The 18496-nt window shown below is 53.4% G+C and carries 15 protein-coding genes; all 15 read left to right on the plus strand.

Annotated features, from left to right (window positions below; translation table 11 throughout):
* Positions 1 to 717: 717 nt before the first annotated feature.
* The 15 genes from leuB to PKO01S_RS07385 all read left to right on the plus strand — a co-directional run bounded on the left by leuB (position 718) and on the right by PKO01S_RS07385 (position 18146).
* Entirely contained in the window at positions 718 to 1797 is a 1080-nt protein-coding gene (leuB, locus tag PKO01S_RS07315) for a 3-isopropylmalate dehydrogenase (RefSeq protein ID WP_127530659.1), read from the plus strand.
* A gap of 25 nt (positions 1798 to 1822) precedes the next feature.
* Positions 1823 to 2374: a peroxiredoxin gene (locus PKO01S_RS07320; protein WP_127530660.1), complete on the plus strand. Its 552-nt coding sequence runs from the start codon at positions 1823 to 1825 to the stop codon at positions 2372 to 2374.
* Positions 2375 to 2529: 155 nt separating this feature from the next.
* Complete coding sequence (locus tag PKO01S_RS07325; RefSeq protein WP_127530661.1) at positions 2530 to 3189, plus strand: hypothetical protein; 660 nt, start codon at positions 2530 to 2532, stop codon at positions 3187 to 3189.
* A gap of 199 nt (positions 3190 to 3388) precedes the next feature.
* Positions 3389 to 3802 (plus strand): hypothetical protein, encoded by a 414-nt coding sequence (locus PKO01S_RS07330; protein WP_127530662.1) that lies wholly within the window; start codon positions 3389 to 3391, stop codon positions 3800 to 3802.
* A 195-nt stretch (positions 3803 to 3997) separates the two neighbouring features.
* Complete coding sequence (gene sigI, locus PKO01S_RS07335) at positions 3998 to 4729, plus strand: RNA polymerase sigma factor SigI (RefSeq protein WP_307719825.1); 732 nt, start codon at positions 3998 to 4000, stop codon at positions 4727 to 4729.
* A complete protein-coding gene (locus PKO01S_RS07340) occupies positions 4726 to 6321 on the plus strand; it encodes an anti-sigma factor domain-containing protein (protein WP_127530664.1) in 1596 nt (531 codons plus the stop codon). Before sigI ends, PKO01S_RS07340 begins: the two co-directional genes overlap by 4 nt.
* A gap of 250 nt (positions 6322 to 6571) precedes the next feature.
* Entirely contained in the window at positions 6572 to 6961 is a 390-nt protein-coding gene (locus PKO01S_RS07345; protein ID WP_127530665.1) for an ATP-binding protein, read from the plus strand.
* Positions 6962 to 6964: 3 nt separating this feature from the next.
* Positions 6965 to 8338, plus strand: a complete 1374-nt coding sequence (locus PKO01S_RS07350) for an ATP-binding protein (RefSeq protein WP_127530666.1) — start codon at positions 6965 to 6967, stop codon at positions 8336 to 8338.
* 76 nt (positions 8339 to 8414) lie between these two features.
* Positions 8415 to 9926: a leucyl aminopeptidase gene (locus PKO01S_RS07355; RefSeq protein ID WP_246070479.1), complete on the plus strand. Its 1512-nt coding sequence runs from the start codon at positions 8415 to 8417 to the stop codon at positions 9924 to 9926.
* 120 nt (positions 9927 to 10046) lie between these two features.
* On the plus strand, positions 10047 to 11378 hold the full coding sequence (locus PKO01S_RS07360; protein ID WP_127530667.1) for an MFS transporter: 1332 nt from the start codon (positions 10047 to 10049) through the stop codon (positions 11376 to 11378).
* Between the two features lie 92 nt (positions 11379 to 11470).
* Positions 11471 to 12472: a LacI family DNA-binding transcriptional regulator gene (locus tag PKO01S_RS07365; RefSeq protein WP_127530668.1), complete on the plus strand. Its 1002-nt coding sequence runs from the start codon at positions 11471 to 11473 to the stop codon at positions 12470 to 12472.
* Positions 12473 to 12811: 339 nt separating this feature from the next.
* Positions 12812 to 13936: an SGNH/GDSL hydrolase family protein gene (locus tag PKO01S_RS07370; protein WP_127530669.1), complete on the plus strand. Its 1125-nt coding sequence runs from the start codon at positions 12812 to 12814 to the stop codon at positions 13934 to 13936.
* Between the two features lie 35 nt (positions 13937 to 13971).
* Complete coding sequence (locus PKO01S_RS07375) at positions 13972 to 14526, plus strand: SGNH/GDSL hydrolase family protein (protein ID WP_127530670.1); 555 nt, start codon at positions 13972 to 13974, stop codon at positions 14524 to 14526.
* A 44-nt stretch (positions 14527 to 14570) separates the two neighbouring features.
* Complete coding sequence (locus PKO01S_RS07380) at positions 14571 to 17009, plus strand: beta-mannosidase (RefSeq protein WP_164779522.1); 2439 nt, start codon at positions 14571 to 14573, stop codon at positions 17007 to 17009.
* A 171-nt stretch (positions 17010 to 17180) separates the two neighbouring features.
* Entirely contained in the window at positions 17181 to 18146 is a 966-nt protein-coding gene (locus tag PKO01S_RS07385) for an aldolase catalytic domain-containing protein (protein WP_127530672.1), read from the plus strand.
* Positions 18147 to 18496: the final 350 nt, after the last annotated feature.

Here is an 18496-nt window from a genome sequence, read left to right on the forward strand (position 1 = left end):
GCTGCTGTTTTTATTTTGAAAACTGTAACGAATCGTACAAGTCTTATTCACTCGAAATCGTCCGTTTCGAGAATCTAACGAACTCAGCCAGCGTTATTACGTCCAAAGTCGCTCATTATGCGGTAAAAAGCGCGAAATAGCGCCGCTTGAGTTCGTTAGAATTTGAAAGTAGCTAATGCATGCGAAATAGCGTTCGTACGATTCGTTAAAGTAACCAATCACTACGATCTGGTGCCAAGCAGAGCCTAAACCGGGGCACCAGTGGTATGTGTATGTATGTGCGTATGCGGAGCCCGGGAACCGGGGCGGAGCATTAGGGTGGGGAGCGCCAAAAGAGAAGCGGGTCCCGAGAGGGACGGCAAGCGAGCATTGGCACGAATGGCGGGAGGGGCATCGAATCGGTTGCGGACGAGAGGAACGATGCTAGAAACGTGAAACAGGAAGCGGGTCCCGGGAGGGATGGGAAGCGAGGACACGATCGACACTAGCTAAACCCAGTTTAGGGGAGTCCAGAGGGCGCGAGTCCTCTGGGGCCCTCCCTTCCAGGGAGGGTTTGGGTGGGTGGAAAAAGTCCTTAAGGATTTAGGTGGGAGACACAATAGGCTCAAACTATAGACGCGATAGCTTTTATATCTTTGCGGAGCGTCCGATTTTATGATACAACTGATATTAGTTTGAGAAATTATCGCGCATAAGAAGAGGAGTGCAATCATTATTATGGCAGACGTGAAAAAAATCGCGGTACTCGCTGGCGACGGCATCGGTCCAGAGGTTGTCGGCGAAGCGCTTAAAGTGCTTAAGAAAACGGAAGAGCTGTTCGGCTACCAGTTCGAATTCGAACATGGCCTGTTCGGCGGTATCGCAATCGATGAGAAAGGTACGCCGCTTCCGCAAGAAACGCTTGAAATTTGCCAAAAGGCAGACGCTGTACTGCTCGGCGCAGTTGGCGGTCCTAAATGGGACAGCAACCCGAAAGAGCTTCGTCCAGAAACGGGTCTGCTCGGCATTCGTAAAGCGCTCGGCCTGTTCTCCAACATCCGCCCAGCTAACGTATTCGATTGCTTGATGGATGCTTCGACGCTGAAACCGGAAGTACTCGAAGGCACGGATCTGATCGTTGTGCGCGAGCTGACGGGCGGCATCTACTTCGGCGAGAAGTTCCGCCGCGAAGGCGAGAACGGTCAAGAAGCGGTTGATACTTGCGTATATAATGTACAAGAAGTTGAGCGCATCGTACGCCAAGCGTTCGAAATCGCTCAAACGCGCCGCAAGAAGCTTGCTTCCGTCGACAAAGCGAACGTACTCGAGACGTCCCGCCTGTGGCGTGAAGTTGTAATCCGTATCGCTCCTGAATATCCGGACGTTGAGCTTGAGCACGTACTGGTCGACAACTGCGCAATGCAGCTGCTTCGCCGTCCGTCGAGCTTCGACGTTATCGTAACGGAGAACATGTTCGGCGACATTCTGAGCGACGAAGCAGCAATGCTGACGGGCTCGATCGGCATGCTGCAATCCGCATCGATGGGCGAAGGCAGCTTCGGCCTGTACGAGCCGGTACACGGCTCGGCTCCTGACATCGCTGGCCAAGGCATCTCCAACCCAATCGCGACGATTCTGTCCGTAGCGCTCATGTTCCGCCTGACGTTCGGCTACCACGAAGCGGCGCAAGTGATCGAAGATGCGGTTAAATCGGTTCTCGATGCAGGCCACCGCACGGGCGACATCGCTGTCGATAAGAGCAAAGCGATCGGCACGACGGCAATGGGCGACCTGATCGTCGCTGCAATGAGCAAGTAATCGAGCTGCTGGGAGGTTCAGACCTATGGCCGAACGTTTGGTAGGCCGTCCTGCTCCAGACTTCAACATGGAGACTGCGTTAGGCGACGGAGAACATTTCGGTAAAGCGTCCCTGTCCGACTACAAAGGCAAATGGCTCGTATTCTTCTTCTATCCGCTTGATTTCACGTTCGTATGTCCGACGGAAATTACGGCGCTTAGCGAAGCTTACGCCAAGTTCCAAGAGCTGAACACGGATGTGCTCGGCGTCAGCACGGACAGCATCCATAGCCATCGCGCTTGGATTCGCGCCGATAAGAACGATAACGGTCTTGGCAAGCTGAACTTCCCGCTCGCTTCGGACATAACGAAGAGCGTTGCACGCGATTACGCAGTACTGATTGACGAAGAGGGCATCGCGCTGCGCGGCCTGTTCATCATCAATCCGGAAAGCGAAATCGTGTACCAGGTTGTGAACCATAACCATGTAGGACGCAGCGTTGAAGAAACGTTCCGCGTTCTGCAAGCCCTTCAATCCGGCGGGCTTTGCCCGATTAACTGGAAGCCGGGCGATAAGACGCTTGATACGAAATCGTAACGCTATACGAGCATTGCCCCTTTGGGGGCGATGCTTTTTTTATGCTATACGCTATGAGGCATGCAACTAAATCGGGGAAAGTTCGTCATATACGATTGAGAAGGAAACTATGCGGTAGCAATGTATTTCTTTATTTTCGAAGGAGGCGAATGGTTGTGAGACGTCTGTGTGTGCTTATCATACTCGCAAGTGCATTATCTGCGTGCGGGAGAGGCCATTCTTCACCGGCTCCTTCTGTTCCTGAAACGAATACCAGTCTCCCTTCGGCCACAGGGAAGGCCGCAACCACAGCGAGCTGGGACCGTGCGGCCGGGAAAGGAAAGTATGGCGAGCTTCTTATCATTCCATCAGAGGATGAAGTGACTCAACCTCTTGGAGCTCCTTCGTGCATGGGAGGGGAAAAGGACTATTCCTTTATGAGCGACTATTATGTTGTGTTCAAGAACGGCGAAGGAGAAGAGCAGGAAGTTGGGTACTGGCAGGATGCAACCATCGTCTCCAGCAACACGGAACCGCGAGAGATTCAAAAGTTAGATTGGGACGGCGCAGACTTGTTCTATTTCCAGCCTGTTAAGAACACTTGTCGTGCAGATGCCATCTATTTTTATCTCCTTGGCGAGAAGGGCGCTTATCAAGTCTCATTCCGTGTGGGCGATAATGACTATGACCAGTTCAGTCAAGTTCCTCAAGTGGAACCGTACATCGATAAAGGCAAACTCGTGCTTGAGTCAACAGAGGGGGACAAGACCTACAGGTACAAATTTAGCTTAAACGGCAAAACGTTTATTTTGGAACAGAAAGAAGAGACAGCCTAGACGGATAGGAGTTCCTTATGAACATCGTGTCGCCTCCTTCTCTGTGCTGCTGCCCATTAGTTGAATGGTTAGTATTGGATATGGGCAATTGGCAGGAATTTCGTAGAGAGGGAGCGAATACTGTAATAAGAAGTTTGAATTGTATGCATATCGGGTAAGCGGTTTACAAGCCGCTAATCAGGTAAAGAGGTGTATGTCGATGAGTTACTGCTGTGGAGCAAGCATGATCGGCGCGAAAGGGACGCTCCAGCATTTTCGAACGCATATTCATAACGTCCCCATCTTATTCTGTCCGGTATGCCAGCGAATCGAAGTTCATCATTTAATTGAGAATGAGTACGACATTTTGGCGGAGTTCGCACATGGCGATGGCGCGACCGAAATTGACTTTCAAGATTACGTAGAGAAAGATCCGAAAGTGTTGTTCGAGAATTGCGTGAACAATGAGTATGAGGATCCGCTGGATGTTGTCATGAGTCAAATCGATATGGCGCTTGATTTGCTTGTCCTAGCCAAGCAGATTGGCGATGCAGAGTGGGAAGGCAACCTGAAGAAGCGGCTAAGCGTGTTGAGCACGAGGCGTACGAAGCTGCGTCAACGGCTGACGTCCTAGGATGATTGCTTATGAACGAGCCTCCGGATGCGGAGGTTTTTTTATTTCTCGGCGCGATGAAGACCCCCCAATTATATGCAACAGATACGAACGATGTAAGTGAGGTGACAACGGTTGCTGCTCGTACTATTTAAACGGTTCATAAACAAATTAAGCAGCTCAAATCATCCGAATAATACGCCAGAGCAAACCGTTATGCGAATTAGGGAAGGCGATGAACAGGCCAGAAGCGAGTTTATTGCCAGTTATGAGCCTTTCATCCTCAAAGTAACAAGCGGTTTTTGCAAACGGTATGTCAATCCGGCGCAGGATGACGAATATAGTATCGCCCTTCTTGCATTTAATGAAGCGATTGACGGCTACTCTCCGACTGCGGGGCGTTCGTTCCTCGGCTTCGCAGAGACGGTTATCCGGCGCCGTCTGATCGATTACGTGCGGAAGGAACAGCGGCATAACCAATCGGTGCCGTACAGCTCGTTCGACCGGGAGGATGAAGATCAGTCGATTACTAATCCGATCGAGACGAGTCAAGCGATGGAGAGGCATGACCTTAACCGGGAGAAGGATGACCGGAAACACGAAATTATGGAGTTCTCGGCGAGGCTGAAGAAACTGGGCATCTCATTCACTGAACTCGCTGACCAAGCGCCTAAGCATGCGGATACACGCCGGATGCTGTTTCAGATCGGCCGAATGGCGGCGGAGCAATCGAAGTACTACGATGCGATCATAGAGAAGGGAAGGCTGCCCGTTACCGAATTGGCAGAAGAGGCAGGCGTATCGCGCAAGACGATCGAACGAAACCGCAAATATATCATTGCCCTTGCGTTATTGTACAGGGGCGATTATCCATACATACGAGCTTATATTACGCAGGCGCCAGAAACGACCTATTATTCGAGTGCATCAAGGGAGGTGAAACTGTGAGCGGCAAAGGAATCGTCATGGAAGTGGCTACGAAGCATTATATTGTTCTTACATCAAGCGGCGAGTTCCGAAAAGTGCCGCGAACAGGCCAGCAAGTTGCCGATATTGGCGACGAAATCGCGTTATTGCCGAGGCGGCGCGTAAACCGGCGCAAGGCGTGGACATTCGCTTCTGCAGCGCTTGTCATGCTGCTCTTATTCCCTTTTGTTCTCGTGCCCGATACGAAAGCAGACCCCATCGTCGCCTATGTGACGCTTGACGTGAACCCGAGTGTGGAGATGGGAATCGGCGACGAAGAGGAAGTGAAGGAGCTCCGCGGGTTGAATGCGGAAGGCGAGCAGATTGTGGACGGGCTAGTCTTCAAAGGGGAGAAGGCGGCCGATGTCGCAGCCGAAATCGTGCTTAGAGCTTCTAAGAGTGCTACTTTCTCAACGGGCGAGGATCAAGACATCGTTATCGCCAGCGTCGTCTTGGATGGCGAGACGAAGGACCCGGATCAATTCGAGGCGGAACTGGAATCCGAAATTCGCGTTGCGGTGTCGAAGCAGTTGGCGGACCTGGACCATGTCACGATGCTGTCTGCCCCGCAGGAGGTGCGGGAAGAGGCTTCCAAGCAAGGCGTATCGACAGGCAAAATGGCGGTGTATTTGCTTGCGAAGAGCAAGAACCCGGATGTGAAGCTGGATACGCTTAAGACGCAATCGATTCATGAGTGGACCGAGCCCGTTGGCGGCTTGAAGTCGGTCGTTCCGGCAAAGCCGGCTAAGCCCGCAAAGCCCGCATCGACTGAAGCGGCTGACGATACGGTTAAGCCGAAGGATGAAGCACCTGCTTCCAATGAGGATAAGACACAGAAAAACAGAACGAAACATGTGGAAGAGAAGCGCAAATGGGAGAAGGAAAAGCTGAAGGAGCTGCTTGAGCGAGAGAAGAGCAACCGTAATGATGACGGCAAGCAGAATAGCGGCAAGGGGAAAGATCAGAGCCCGAAGGACAACGGCCCGAAGGACAATGGCCGCTCTAAACCGAACGGTTCGCAGAACGCCGGCAAATCGAACGGTTCCACTGGCAATAAGCTGACGGGCGGCCGCGGCGACTCGGACAATAACGGTTCGAAGAGTAGCGGCGGCAGCAGTTGGAGCGGGTGGAACGGCGGCGATAAGAAAAATAACGGCAGCAAGAACGAGAACAACGGCAAGAATGAGGATAACGGAAACAGCGGTAAGAAAAGCGACAACATTAGCCAATCGAGCGGCGGCAAATCGGATACCGGCAAATCAAGCAATAATCAATCCAACAATGGCAATCCCAGCAACAGCGGATCAAGCGGCGGAAGCACTTGGACTGGCGGCCGTGGAAGCGTCGGCGAGCCGAAGGATAAACAAGACGAGAACCGGAGCGGGAGCTCCGGTTTCGGCGATGGCGGAGACAACAAAGGCAGCGGAAGCTCGAACCAAGGCCGTGATGATGACAACGATGATAACCAGGGCCGCGGCAACGGCAAAGAAGACGGTAATAAAGGAAACAACGGTAATAAAGGAAACAACGGTAATAAAGGAAACAATGGCAGCAAAGGAAGAGATAAGGACTAACAACGGTGTAATCTTAAGGCGGCGAATATCCATAGCAGGGTGAACACCGCCTTATTTTGTGAAATATAAAACGTTTTCGATAATTGGATATTCATACGCGGTTTTCCACTGTTTTTCGACAGGATCTCTGATTGACAACGATTACAGTATCATCCATCATATGAGTACAAGTTACAGGAGTTGGCCCTTAGTCTGCCTTCATGCAGGGGGCAGAAGGATCGGAGGCGGTGCAGAGGTGGACATGTTCCTCATGAACAAGCCGACGGACGCAATACATGCGAGGCAACGAGGGCGGGAGCTGGCCAGAAGCGTCGGATTCTCGGCAGTCGAACAGACGCGGATCACTTTCACCATATCGGAAATGGCTGCCCAGCTATTAGAAGCGCCGTCTCAGGGTCATATGATCATCAAGACCATTCACCGTAACAAAATCGAGATGGGAATAGAAGTTCGACTGTACGATCATTCGTCAGGGAGGAGTCATCTGGATTCGGATTGGATGCTGAGCTGGGTGGATGACATTGAGATCCATCAAGACATGATCAGAGGTACGACCATTTCGTATCGCAAGTGGCTGTCACCTTCCCGATCCTATGATAGACTGCCCGTTCTGTCTGTTCTTGCTGCCGGGGAGGAATAAGTTATGCAAGAAATTCGTCGGCGCTATTTGTCTGCGCTTGCCGAATACATTCGCAGCGAGAGCGAGGCTTCCTTGTACCAGGCAACACTGCTTGGTAAGATGCTGGGAGACGTACATCCAGAAGAAATTGTCGGCCTTCACGCCGAATGCACGCAGACGCTTGCCTTGAACGTGGAGCACGAAGATTTGAGAGGATTGCACAGCCGCGCTTATAACTTTCTGACCGAGCTGATGGTTGCATACCGTTTCCGAAGCGAACTCGAGAAGGCAACTGAACAACAAATGACGGAAATGAGGGAAATGCTGTACCATTCCCGTAATTCATCCAAGCGTGTGAAGGAGCATTTTGAGAAAATACTTCAGCATTTGGATTCCGGAATTGCTTTGTTCGACGAGAATGGGACTTTGACATTCGTTAATATTATGCTGGCGAGAATGCTGGACGTCCAGCGCTCCATGCTGGTTGGCTGCACGCTGATTCAACTGCTGCGCCATCCGAAGATGAAGCGGAGTACGCGCAAGATGATTCTTCGCGTATACAAAGGTACGATCGCTAGAAGAAACATTTATTTCGAATTCGAGGATACGACAGGCCGCCATTTTCTAACGACGGTGACGTACGGCGATAAGCTGGAGGGGCATTTCCTCGTCAGCGTGAAGGATGTTTCGGATTTCAAGGCGATCGAGCAGACCGCTTACCAGAACGATAAGCTGGCGATGCTCGGCAAGATCGCAGCGGCAATCGCGCACGAAATCCGCAATCCGTTGACGTCGATACGCGGGTTCATTCAATTGCTTCGCCCTCACTTGGTTCAGTTGGGCAAGGATGAATATGCACGAATTATCGTGGCGGAGATCGACCGGGCAAACGATATTATTTATGAGTTTCTGAACTCATCCAAGCCGACGGCGCCGATGAAGCAGCAAATTTCCATCACCTCACTGCTTAAGGAGGTCATTCTGTTGACCGAGAGCGAAGCGCTCATGCGCGGCTCTCTCATTCAGCTGGAATCGTACGAAGAATCGATGCTTGTGTCGATTGACGTTAAGCAGGTGAAGCAAGTGATGCTCAATATTATGAAGAACTCATTGGATGCTATCGCAGATATAAGCAACAAGCGCAACGGACGAATCGATATTGTCGTGCGGCGCACGGCTAACAATGCGGAGATTACGATTCGGGATAACGGCAAAGGAATGGACCGTTCGACGCTCAGCCGGCTGTTCGATCCGTTCTTCACAACGAAGGAAGCCGGCACGGGACTGGGACTGTCTGTCAGCTACCGGATTATACGCAATCACGGCGGCTCGATCGCCGTGGACAGCGTTCCTGAGGAAGGGACGGCATTCAAGATCCATTTGCCATTGATCGGATAAAGCTATAGAATCGGGGTAGGCACTAGGCATACCCCGGTTCTTTTTTTTGTATTCGGGAGGAAGAAAGGATGATTGCATGATGAAATTTCAGTTTACATATGGTACGGCTGGCAGCGGTGAAGCAGATGCTGCTGTAAAGCTGATTACGCGCGAAGAGTTGAAGGAGCAAGGAGGCGCTGTGTGGATTCACCCGCAGGTAGACGCCGAGCTTAGAAGACTCTATGCGAAAGGGCTGTTCAAAGGGGAGCGGGGCCAGAAGGAAGCGGTCGCTACGCTCGGGCTACACCCTGGCGCACAAGCGCTGTTCGTCGGATACGGCGGCGTAACGGCCGACGAGCTGCGCGAAGCAGGCGCTGCCGCAGCGAAGGCGCTGAGAAGGCTGAAAGCACGCTCCGCACAGGTGCTGCTGCCATCCGGCGTACTTAGCGGCAACGCAGACTGTTCAACGGAACGGGCGGCGCAATCGTTCGCCGAAGGATTGATGCTCGGCTGGTATGAGCGTCCTAAGCGGAAACGCGAGCATGACAAAGAGGCGGAGCAGCTTGATGTCCGATTCGTTCCGGAGGCGCAAGCAGGCGGCGGTGATGCGGCTGGCGCACGTTGGGAAGCCGGGATGAAACGCGGCGAGCTGTTTGCCGAAGGTGCTCTGTTCGCGCGTGATTTGACGAACATGCCAGGCAACGAGCTTATTCCGGAAGGGCTGGCGGAGTATGCGGAGGAGATCGGACACCGCTATGGATTCGACGTCGAGATCATCGATGAGTTCACGGCTATCGACATGGGAATGGGCGGTCTGATCGGCGTCGGCAAAGGCAGCGCGCATCCGCCGCGAATGATCGTGCTTCATTATGAAGGAGCGCCGGACAGTGAAGATGTGTGGGGCGTAATCGGCAAAGGGATTACGTTCGATACGGGCGGCATCTCGCTCAAGCGTGCCGATGGCATGGAAGAAATGATCGGAGATATGGGCGGCGCTGCAGCGGTGCTCGGAGCGATGCGCATAATCGGCGAATTGAAACCGAAGATTAATGTGCTTGCCGTCATTGCCGCAGCGGAGAACATGCCGTCCGACCGTGCCTTGAAGCCAGGCGATGTTATCGTCACGATGAGCGGGCGTACGGTTGAGGTCGTCAATACCGATGCAGAGGGCAGACTGGTACTTGCCGATGCGCTGACGACTGCCATTCGCCGCGGCGCAACACGGCTGATCGATATCGCGACGCTGACCGGTGCGGTGGAAGTCGCGCTGGGCAACGTGGCGACGGGAGCCGTCACGAACGATGAACTGCTGCTGCAGGAAGTCATACGCGCAGGCCGCACGTCGGGTGAACGGATCTGGCCGTTCCCTTCGTATCCGGAATACCGGAAGCAGCTGGACAGCGACGCAGCCGACTTGAAGAATAGCGGCGGCCGTCACGGTGGTACGATAACAGGCGGCTTGTTCATTGGAGCTTTCGCCGAGAATCTTCCTTGGGTTCATCTCGATATAGCAGGCACCTCTTGGCTGAGAGCAGCCCGCGGCTGGGAGTCCAAAGGTGCGACAGGTGTCATGGTTCGGACGCTTGCTGAGCTTCTGTCCAGCCGGTGATGGCCGTCGAAGACAGCTCGAAGCATTAGGGATTAGGGATGAAGTATTCATTACATTAAAACAACAGGCCGCAGAAGCGGCCTGTTTGTGCGGAATGCGGGAAGAATGGGGGACCGGCAGATGAAAGGGAGATTTAGTGTAATGGCAAGCATCGTCATGGCGATGCTTGTTGCATCAATGGACAGCACTATCGTCAATACGACGATGCCGGTTATTGCAAAAGAGCTGGGCAAGGCGGAATTATATGCGTGGACATTCGCCAGTTATATGATATTTTCGACAGTGTTGGCTCCGGTAGCCGGCCGGTTGTCTGATTTATTCGGCAGGAAGAGAGTCTTCGCAGCCGGCATCGTGTTATTCATGCTTGGCTCGATTCTGTGCGGCAGCGCCGATACGATGCTGCTGCTCGTCTTGTACCGTGCGGTGCAAGGTATTGGAGCGGGCGTGATGAACCCGTTCCCGGTCATTATTGCCGGCGACTTGTTCTCTGTGGAGAAGCGCGGCAAAATACAAGCATTGTTCACGGCGATGTGGGGAATCTCGGCGATCATCGCGCCGCTGCTCGGTTCCGTCTTCACGGAATATTGGAGCTGGCGGTACGTCTTCTACGTGAATGTGCCTATCTGTATACTATCACTCGTTCTGTTGATTCCATATCGCGAGCAATACGAGCCGAAGCGGGCGAAGGTCGATTACGCTGGTGCGGTAATATTTACGGCGGCGATTAGTCTGCTGCTGCTTCCGACCGTCGTCGAGCATGGGGCCTTGCTTTATTTGGCGGGCGGAATCGTGCTGCTCGCGTTGTTCTTGCTGTATGAGAAAAGGCATGCTTCGCCGCTTGTTCCGCTGTCGCTGTTCAGCAACAAACAAGTGGCCTGGATGAACGGCAACTCGCTGCTCGCTTATGGCGCGCTGTTCGGCGCCTCAAGCTATTTGCCGATGTTCCTGCAGAAGCAGGGCTATTCCATGTTTCTAAGCGGTGTCGCGATGCTAGGAATGTCGATCGGCTGGATGACGTGCAGCGTGCCGGCAGGCCGTTGGATCGGCCGCTTCGGCTACTGGAAGCTGATCGTAACGGGCAATGTCCTGCTGGTGCTGTCCGCGGCGTGGTTCCTGCTGCTGTCGGAATCGTCCGGCTTCTGGTTCGTATTCGCCGGCTCGACCATATTCGGCTTGGCTTTCGGCATGCTGTCGACCGTCTCGGTCATTGGCTCGCAGCAGTTGGTCGGTCCGACGGAGAAAGGGATCTCCGCTTCGCTGCAAATGTTCTCCCGCAATATCGGAACAGCCATCGGCGTTACGATTATGGGATCGTTCTTGAACCATTCGACGAAACTGCTTACCGGCTTCAGGGAGATGTTCCTTTACGGCATCATCTTGAGTGCTGCAGCGCTGCTGTGCTCTCTCCTGTTCCGCGAACGGGCTGAGGGCAAAGTGCGGGCGGAAGCATAATCGCGGACATGAATCAAATTTGTTTTTGAATAAGCCCAAACGTTATGCTACGATGTTAGTGTGTTTCTAAACTGTTTACGGGACGAGTGACGATGCGGGAAAAAGTGACGATTCAGCAGATCGCAGACTTTGCGGGAGTATCTAAATTCGCAGTATCCCGTGCGCTAGCGGGCAAGTCGGGTGTGAGTGAAGCAACGAAGGACCGGATTTTGAAAGCGGCCGGTCAATTGGGATATTTCCATACGCGTACTATGGGTACAGCGGAGGAACTGCAAGATCCGGAAGCGGTCAAAATTTCCGGCACGATCGTCGTTCTGTTCCCGAATATCCGGTATCAGAACCGGGATTCGATCTACTGGGGACCGGTGTTTGACGGGATCAGCACGCGGCTGAACCAGAAGAGCATGGATATTCTAACGTTGACGGAGCCATCGAGCGATAGAGTATTCACGCTGCTCAATCCGGACGCGATTCTCGGAATCGTAACGGTCGGCACGATCTCGACGCAAATTTTACTGGAAATTAAACGGCTTGATATTCCGGTCGTCATGGTCGACCATTATGATCCGGCTATCCAATGCGATACGGTGTTTACGGACAATTTTATTTCCACGAAGGAATTGATGACGAAGCTCGTCAGCCGGGGATATAAGAAGTTCCAGTTCGTGGGCGATATCGGCTATGCCCAGAGCTTCTATGAGCGTTGGATCGCATTCAAGTCTATATTGGAGCAATATCAGTTGAATTACGAGCCGATCCAATCATTAACGGGAGAAGACGAGGGTTCGTTGAGCAGCATCATACAATCGCTGGACGATAGCGAACTTCCGGATGTGTTTGTCTGCGCAAACGATTTTATTGCCGACAATGTGAAGGCAGGCTTGCTGGCGAAAGGTGTATCCGTTCCAGAACGTTGCGGAGTAACCGGGTTCGATAATACTTCGCCGGGGATGACCACGGTCAATGTGAACAAGGAGCTGCTCGGAATGCGGGCAGTCGATAAGCTGTTGTGGCGGTGCGCCAACCGTTCTTCGAACGTCGAACGGCTGCTTATTCAAGGCGATGTCCTCATGCGCGACTCGACAATGAACTAATAGGATCGAATAAGACTAGAACGTTAGCTTTTGATGAGCTGACGTTCTTTTTTGTTTTGTGAAGTCGCAGGGGGGATAAATATGAAATAACAAAGAAGATTGCTCATGAAGGAGGAGATTGGTGAATTATTCGAATTTATTTTACCTGAAATGAAATAAACATTGTAACAGAGCCAATTGAAACGATTTCATGAACAAAACAAATAAGCTAACAAAATCAATTATTAGTTGCAAAAGAACCAAACAAAATGCAAAATATAAGTGACTGCTTTTTTTGAACTATAGGGTTGGCCACACGGATTAGGGTTATTACACACGGCAGAAGAAGGGGGCGTTCCGATGACTCTGCAAGTATGGAATTACCGGGGAAGTCTTGTGAATACGAAGCGGGCGCTGAAAGAGGGAGTTTTGACTCTCGGCTTTATCGGCGGTTCGATTACCGACCCGCGGCCGAGACATAATTGGCCGGAGTCGGTCATCGGCTGGTTCGTCAGCACTTTCCCGCATGTTCGGATCGTCGTCGAGAATGCCGGGATCGGGGCGACGGGAAGCGATCTTGCTGTATTCCGCGCTAAGAGAGACCTGATCGAGCGCGGCTGCGACATCGTATTCGTCGAGTATGCGGTCAATGACAACGAGGTGCCGACCGAGAAGAGGATGCGCACGCGCGAAGGACTGCTTCGCCAACTGTTGGCGGACGGCAAACGAGATGTTGTCCTTGCGTATACGTTCTCTCAAGATATGTACGAACCGATGTCGGAAGGGCTCGCGCCCTCGTCGATCGCCGAACTGGAGTTGCTTGCCACACACTATCAGCTTGGATCGGTGTGGATGGGGCTATACGCCATGCGCCAAGTGCAGAGCGGGATGCTGAGGTGGGAAGAGTGGCTTCCGGACGGTCTGCATCCGACGAGCCGGGGAAGCTATGCATACGGGGAAAGTGTCATCGAGTATTTGAAACAGGAGCTGCCGACGGGCACAGACCGTGAAGATCATGACGATCATAACGTGAGCAATGAACGGTTGTCTGGGCAGCCCCTCATCGCGCCGATGAATCCGAATCATTGGGGAGACGCTTACGCGCTGCCGCTTGAGAAAGTCTCGACGTCGGGGCCGTGGTCGCTTCGGCGTTGGCCGTATTACGAATGGATCGACCGTGTGCTCGATTCGCCGGCGCCGGGATCAGCGCTCTCTTGCAAGTTCGAGGGCAGAGGCGTTGCGATCGGAATCGACTTCGGCAAAGCGACGGCGGAATTCCGGTACAGACTGGATGGCGGCGAGTGGGTACATTACGAGGTCGACCGCCCGGATTGGAACGGAAGCGATGGCTGGTTCCGGCTGCTGACGATTGCCGACGATTTGCCCCGGTGCAGGCACCAGCTGGAAATCGAAACGTTTCTAGGCGGCAGCGAGCTTCAAAGGGGGACTAATTTCCGCTTGGCGGTCGTTGGCATTATTCCATAGTTCAAGCAGACAAGCGGGAAGGGAGCAAGGACGGGATGAGAAAAGTGTTGCTGCTCGGCGATTCCATCCGCGAGGGCTACGAGCCTTACGTCCGGGAGCTGTTGGCGGATGAAGCAGCCATCATCGCTCCGGGGGAGAACGGCAGGTTCGCTAAATATACGCTGTGGGGCGTCAATCTATGGCTGAAGGAGCTTGGTTCGGCCAAGATCGATGTCATCCATTGGAACAACGGGCTTTGGGATGTGCACCGCGAAGCGCCGATGACCGAGCCTCTTACATCGGTCGAGGAATACGTGTTTACGCTGGGCAGAATCGCAGATGAACTCGCACGAACGGGCGCGCGCGTCGTATTCGCAACGACGACGCCTGTTGCGGCGGATGCGGTCGGCCGAACGAATGAAGAGATTGATCATTACAACAGCGCAGCCGTCCAGTTAATGAAGGAGCGCGGCATCGCGGTCAACGATTTGAATGCGGCGCTTCGTCCTCGGTTGAATGAATATATTTGCAGCGACCGGCTTCACTTAACGGAAGCAGGCTCCCGGCAATGCGCCGGACAGGTTGCGGCCGTTATTCGAGCGCTGCTGTAAATAGCAAAAGAAGAACGGGATTATCCGGCGGGAGGAAGGAAACGATGAGCAAGGTTTCGCTTAACGGCAATTGGCAGCTATACAACGAACGGACGGAAGTCCGATATGACGCACAAGTCCCCGGCTTCGTCCAACTCGATTTGCAGCGGGCAGGTGTTATTCCGAATGAATGGCAAACGTTGTTGGAGTCGGCAGTCGAATGGGTGGAGCATGACGATTGGACGTACAGCCGTTCTTTTGCGTTAAGCGCAGAGCAGCTCGAAGCGGATGAGCTTGAGCTCGTAATGGAAGGCGTCGACACCTACGCGGAGATTGTGTTGAATGGCCATACGATTGGACATACGGATAATATGTTCATTGAACATCGCTTTAGTATTAAGCAGTGGGCGACAGCCGAGAATGAGATGGTCGTGCGGGTAGCTTCGCCGACCCGCGTGTTGAAGCAGAAGGAGAAGGAATTCGGCGATCCGCTGCAGCTGTGGAACGGCATTCCGGCCCGTCTGTTCGGCCGGAAAGCGCAGTACGGATATGGCTGGGACTGGGGTCCTCGGCTTGTGACGGTAGGTATCCATAAGCCGATATATGTGGAAGCGTCCAATGGCTGCCGCGCGGATAAGCTAATTTATGAATTAACGCATCTGAGCGATGACAAGGCGATTCTGAACGTCAGCGTAACAGCCGCAGCGGCCGGAGCAGATGAACGGGAGGCAGAAGTCGTCTGCAGGCTGTATGAGGGAGACGTTCTGCTGGCCGAGTCGCGCGGGGAGACGAAGCTGTCGGCTGGCGGATCGACCGCCGTCCTGCCAATCGAGCTGAGCAATCCGAAGCGCTGGTATCCAACCGGTTACGGAGAGCAGCCGCTGTACACGCTGACGGCAGCTATAACGGCGGGCGGCCGCACGACGGAGCTGTCGCGCACGATCGGGCTTCGCGAAGTGAAGCTGCTGCAGCCTTACGATAAGCAGGGCCGTAAGTTTATTATTGAAGTGAATGGCGTGCCGGTACTCGGCAAAGGCGTGAACTGGATTCCGCTGACGCTATATCCTGGCCTCGATACACAGGAAGCTTACGCAGCGGAAATTAGCGGCATTGCCGAAGCGAATATGAACATGATCCGGATATGGGGCGGCGGGTATTATGAGAACCGCGACTTCTACGAAGAATGCGACCGCCGCGGAATCATGGTCTGGCAAGATTTTATGTTTGCATGCGGCGATTATCCGGACGATGACGCTTTCTGCGAGCTTGTGCGCAAGGAAGCCCAGTTTATTATCGAAACTTGCGGACATCATCCGAGCATCGTGCTCTGGTGCGGCAACAACGAGAACCAGCATTTCGTCGAGAACAGCCGCCGCAAGCGGAAGAACGGCTACGGAGAGAAGCTGTATTTCGAAGTGCTTGGCGACGTCTGCGCACAGGACCGCAGCCGTCCGTATTGGCCGACCAGCCCGTTCTCCTATTCAGTCGATCACGGGCACAACGATGAGGATTACGGCGATCAGCACTACTGGCACGTCTGGGGCCAAGTGCATCCTTATGAGAACTACCAGCAGGTGAATGGCCGTTTCCTGTCCGAATTCGGCATGCAGTCTTATCCGTCGATGCGTGTCATGGATGGTGTTGACCGAGAAGCCGATTTGCGCCATCCGAAGTTTCAGGTCATGCAGAAGGCGCCGAACGGAACGCAGCGGCTGCTCTACTATACGGTCGGCGATTACCGGCTTCCGGCGAATAAGAGCGACTTCGTCTACGTCAATCAGCTTATGCAAGCGAATGCGCTTCGGCTTGGCGTCGAGCATTGGATTGCCCGCATGCCGGATACGTCGGGCGCTTTGATCTGGCAGTGGAGCGATCTGTGGCCATCGATCAGTTGGGCGATCGTCGATTACGGCAAAGTGCGCAAGCCGTCCTATTATTACATGAAGCGGACGTTCCAGACGCCGAACGCGCTGCTGCGCGTCGTCCAGGGCGAGGCGGAAGCGAGGCTGTTCCTTGTGCATGAAACAGGCGACTTCCAAGGTGAAATCGAAGTATCGTTCTACGATATCGTCTCGGAGCAGGAAGTACGCCGGGACATCATCGAAGTAAACGGCCAAGGCTTCCGCTCGACTCACGTCGGCACGGTATCACTTGCCGGGCACGATCCGTCGAGTACGGTCGTATTCGTACGTCTGGTTCAGCAAAGGCGCATTCTTGCCGAGAATTCTTATTTGATCGGCAAGCCTTATCAGCTCCAGCTGAAACCTGCTTCCTTGCGGATGGAACAGCAGAAGGAGCAGGACGGCTCGATCCTCGTGACGCTGACAAGCGACGTCTTCGCGAAGGATGTTTGCCTGCCGAATCTGGCTGCAAGGCTGTCGGACAACTACTTCGACCTGCGGGCAGGCGAGTCGCGGCAAATTCGTATCGAAGGCTTGCAGCAAGGCGAGCAGCTGACGTCGTTCAGCTTGAATGATGCTGTCCGTACAGCGGAATATATATAGGGAGGAACACAGAGAAGGGCAGCTTCCAGCAGCTGTCCTTCTTCGCATAACCGGTGCATAAGCAGGGTGCTGGAAACGCGAAGGGAGTCGATATATGTTTTGCGTTCCGCCCTCTTTTCAAGTATGATGGAAAAAAAGAACTCTTGATTAACGATAAGGAGCAGCAATCGTATGAATGCAAAGACCAGCAACTGCAAAATCGTCGACTGCACGATCCGCGATGGCGGACTCGTCAACAATTGGGATTTCAGCGTCGAATTCGTTCAACACCTGTACAACAGCTTGAACGAAGCGGGCGTAGAGTACATGGAAATCGGATATAAAAATTCGCCGAAGCTGCTCAAGGGCGCAGAAACTGCCGGCCCATGGCGCTTCCTGGACGATGACTTTCTGCGCAAAGTCATTCCGAATAAAGGCAACACGAAGCTGTCCGCGCTAGTCGATATCGGCCGTGTGGACGAGAACGACATTTTGCCGCGCACCGAAAGCCTGCTCGACCTCATTCGCGTCGCTTGCTACATCCAAGATGTGGACAAGGCGCTGGAGCTCGTTCAATTGTTCCATGACCGCGGCTACGAGACGACGCTGAACATTATGGCGCTCTCCAACGTTATGGAGAACCAACTGATCGAAGCGTTCCAATTGATCCGCGAGAGCGTTGTCGACGTCGTTTATGTCGTTGACTCGTACGGCAGCCTGAAGCCGAACGATATGGCTTATCTCGTGAACAAATTCAAGGAGCATCTGCCGAACAAACGTCTCGGCGTGCATACGCATAACAACATGCAGCTCGCATTCGCGAATACGCTCGTTGCTGTCGATAACGGCGTAGAGCTGCTTGACGCTTCGGTGTACGGTATGGGCCGTGCGGCAGGCAACTGCAACACGGAGCTGCTCGTTGCTCACCTGCCAAATCCGAAATATAACGTTCGTCCGGTTCTCGACATGATCGAGAAGCATATGATTCCTCTCCGCGAGAAAGAGGAGTGGGGCTACATCATGGAATACATGGTGACGGGTATGCTGGACGAGCATCCGCGTTCCGCAATGGCGCAGCGTGACAATGTCGAGAAGAGAGACCAAGTGGTCGATTTCTACGACCGTCTGACGACACCGGAAATCGCTCATAGCAAGTAATGCAATGAAACAATAAGAAGAGGCTGTCCCTTTCGCCGATCGGCGCGGGACAGCCTCTTTTGTCGTGAGGATGCAGAAGGCGGCGGGTCTGGCATCCTTAGGTGCAGAGTTGCACAAAGGGTGGAAAGCAGCAGCGGAGTTGGCACATTTGGTGCAGGGTTGCACAGATGGAGAAGCGCCGCAGCCGGAGTCATCCTCGCTAGATGCAAGGATGCACCAAGGAGACCGACCGAGGCGGAGGCGGTTGCTCAAAAGTATGCTAGCTGAGACTGGTGCCTATACCACAGTATAGGCATCAACCTCAGCTAGCTGGATTTTGCGAGTAAGACAAGGGGGCGGGCCGTTCAGAA

This window comes from Paenibacillus kobensis NBRC 15729 (assembly GCF_004000825.1).
Taxonomy (GTDB): domain Bacteria; phylum Bacillota; class Bacilli; order Paenibacillales; family Paenibacillaceae; genus Paenibacillus_T; species Paenibacillus_T kobensis.

Excerpts from the sequence above, each read along its gene's own strand:
- leuB (WP_127530659.1), top strand. The coding sequence starts at position 718 with ATGGCAGACGTGAAAAAAATCGCGGTACTCGCTGGCGACGGCATCGGT.
- PKO01S_RS07385 (WP_127530672.1), top strand. The coding sequence starts at position 17,181 with ATGAATGCAAAGACCAGCAACTGCAAAATCGTCGACTGCACGATCCGC.
- PKO01S_RS07320 (WP_127530660.1), top strand. The coding sequence starts at position 1,823 with ATGGCCGAACGTTTGGTAGGCCGTCCTGCTCCAGACTTCAACATGGAG.
- PKO01S_RS07375 (WP_127530670.1), top strand. The coding sequence starts at position 13,972 with ATGAGAAAAGTGTTGCTGCTCGGCGATTCCATCCGCGAGGGCTACGAG.
- PKO01S_RS07350 (WP_127530666.1), top strand. The coding sequence starts at position 6,965 with ATGCAAGAAATTCGTCGGCGCTATTTGTCTGCGCTTGCCGAATACATT.
- PKO01S_RS07355 (WP_246070479.1), top strand. The coding sequence starts at position 8,415 with ATGATGAAATTTCAGTTTACATATGGTACGGCTGGCAGCGGTGAAGCA.
- PKO01S_RS07370 (WP_127530669.1), top strand. The coding sequence starts at position 12,812 with ATGACTCTGCAAGTATGGAATTACCGGGGAAGTCTTGTGAATACGAAG.
- sigI (WP_307719825.1), top strand. The coding sequence starts at position 3,998 with ATGCGAATTAGGGAAGGCGATGAACAGGCCAGAAGCGAGTTTATTGCC.
- PKO01S_RS07380 (WP_164779522.1), top strand. The coding sequence starts at position 14,571 with ATGAGCAAGGTTTCGCTTAACGGCAATTGGCAGCTATACAACGAACGG.
- PKO01S_RS07365 (WP_127530668.1), top strand. The coding sequence starts at position 11,471 with ATGCGGGAAAAAGTGACGATTCAGCAGATCGCAGACTTTGCGGGAGTA.
- PKO01S_RS07330 (WP_127530662.1), top strand. The coding sequence starts at position 3,389 with ATGAGTTACTGCTGTGGAGCAAGCATGATCGGCGCGAAAGGGACGCTC.
- PKO01S_RS07360 (WP_127530667.1), top strand. The coding sequence starts at position 10,047 with ATGAAAGGGAGATTTAGTGTAATGGCAAGCATCGTCATGGCGATGCTT.
- PKO01S_RS07345 (WP_127530665.1), top strand. The coding sequence starts at position 6,572 with ATGAACAAGCCGACGGACGCAATACATGCGAGGCAACGAGGGCGGGAG.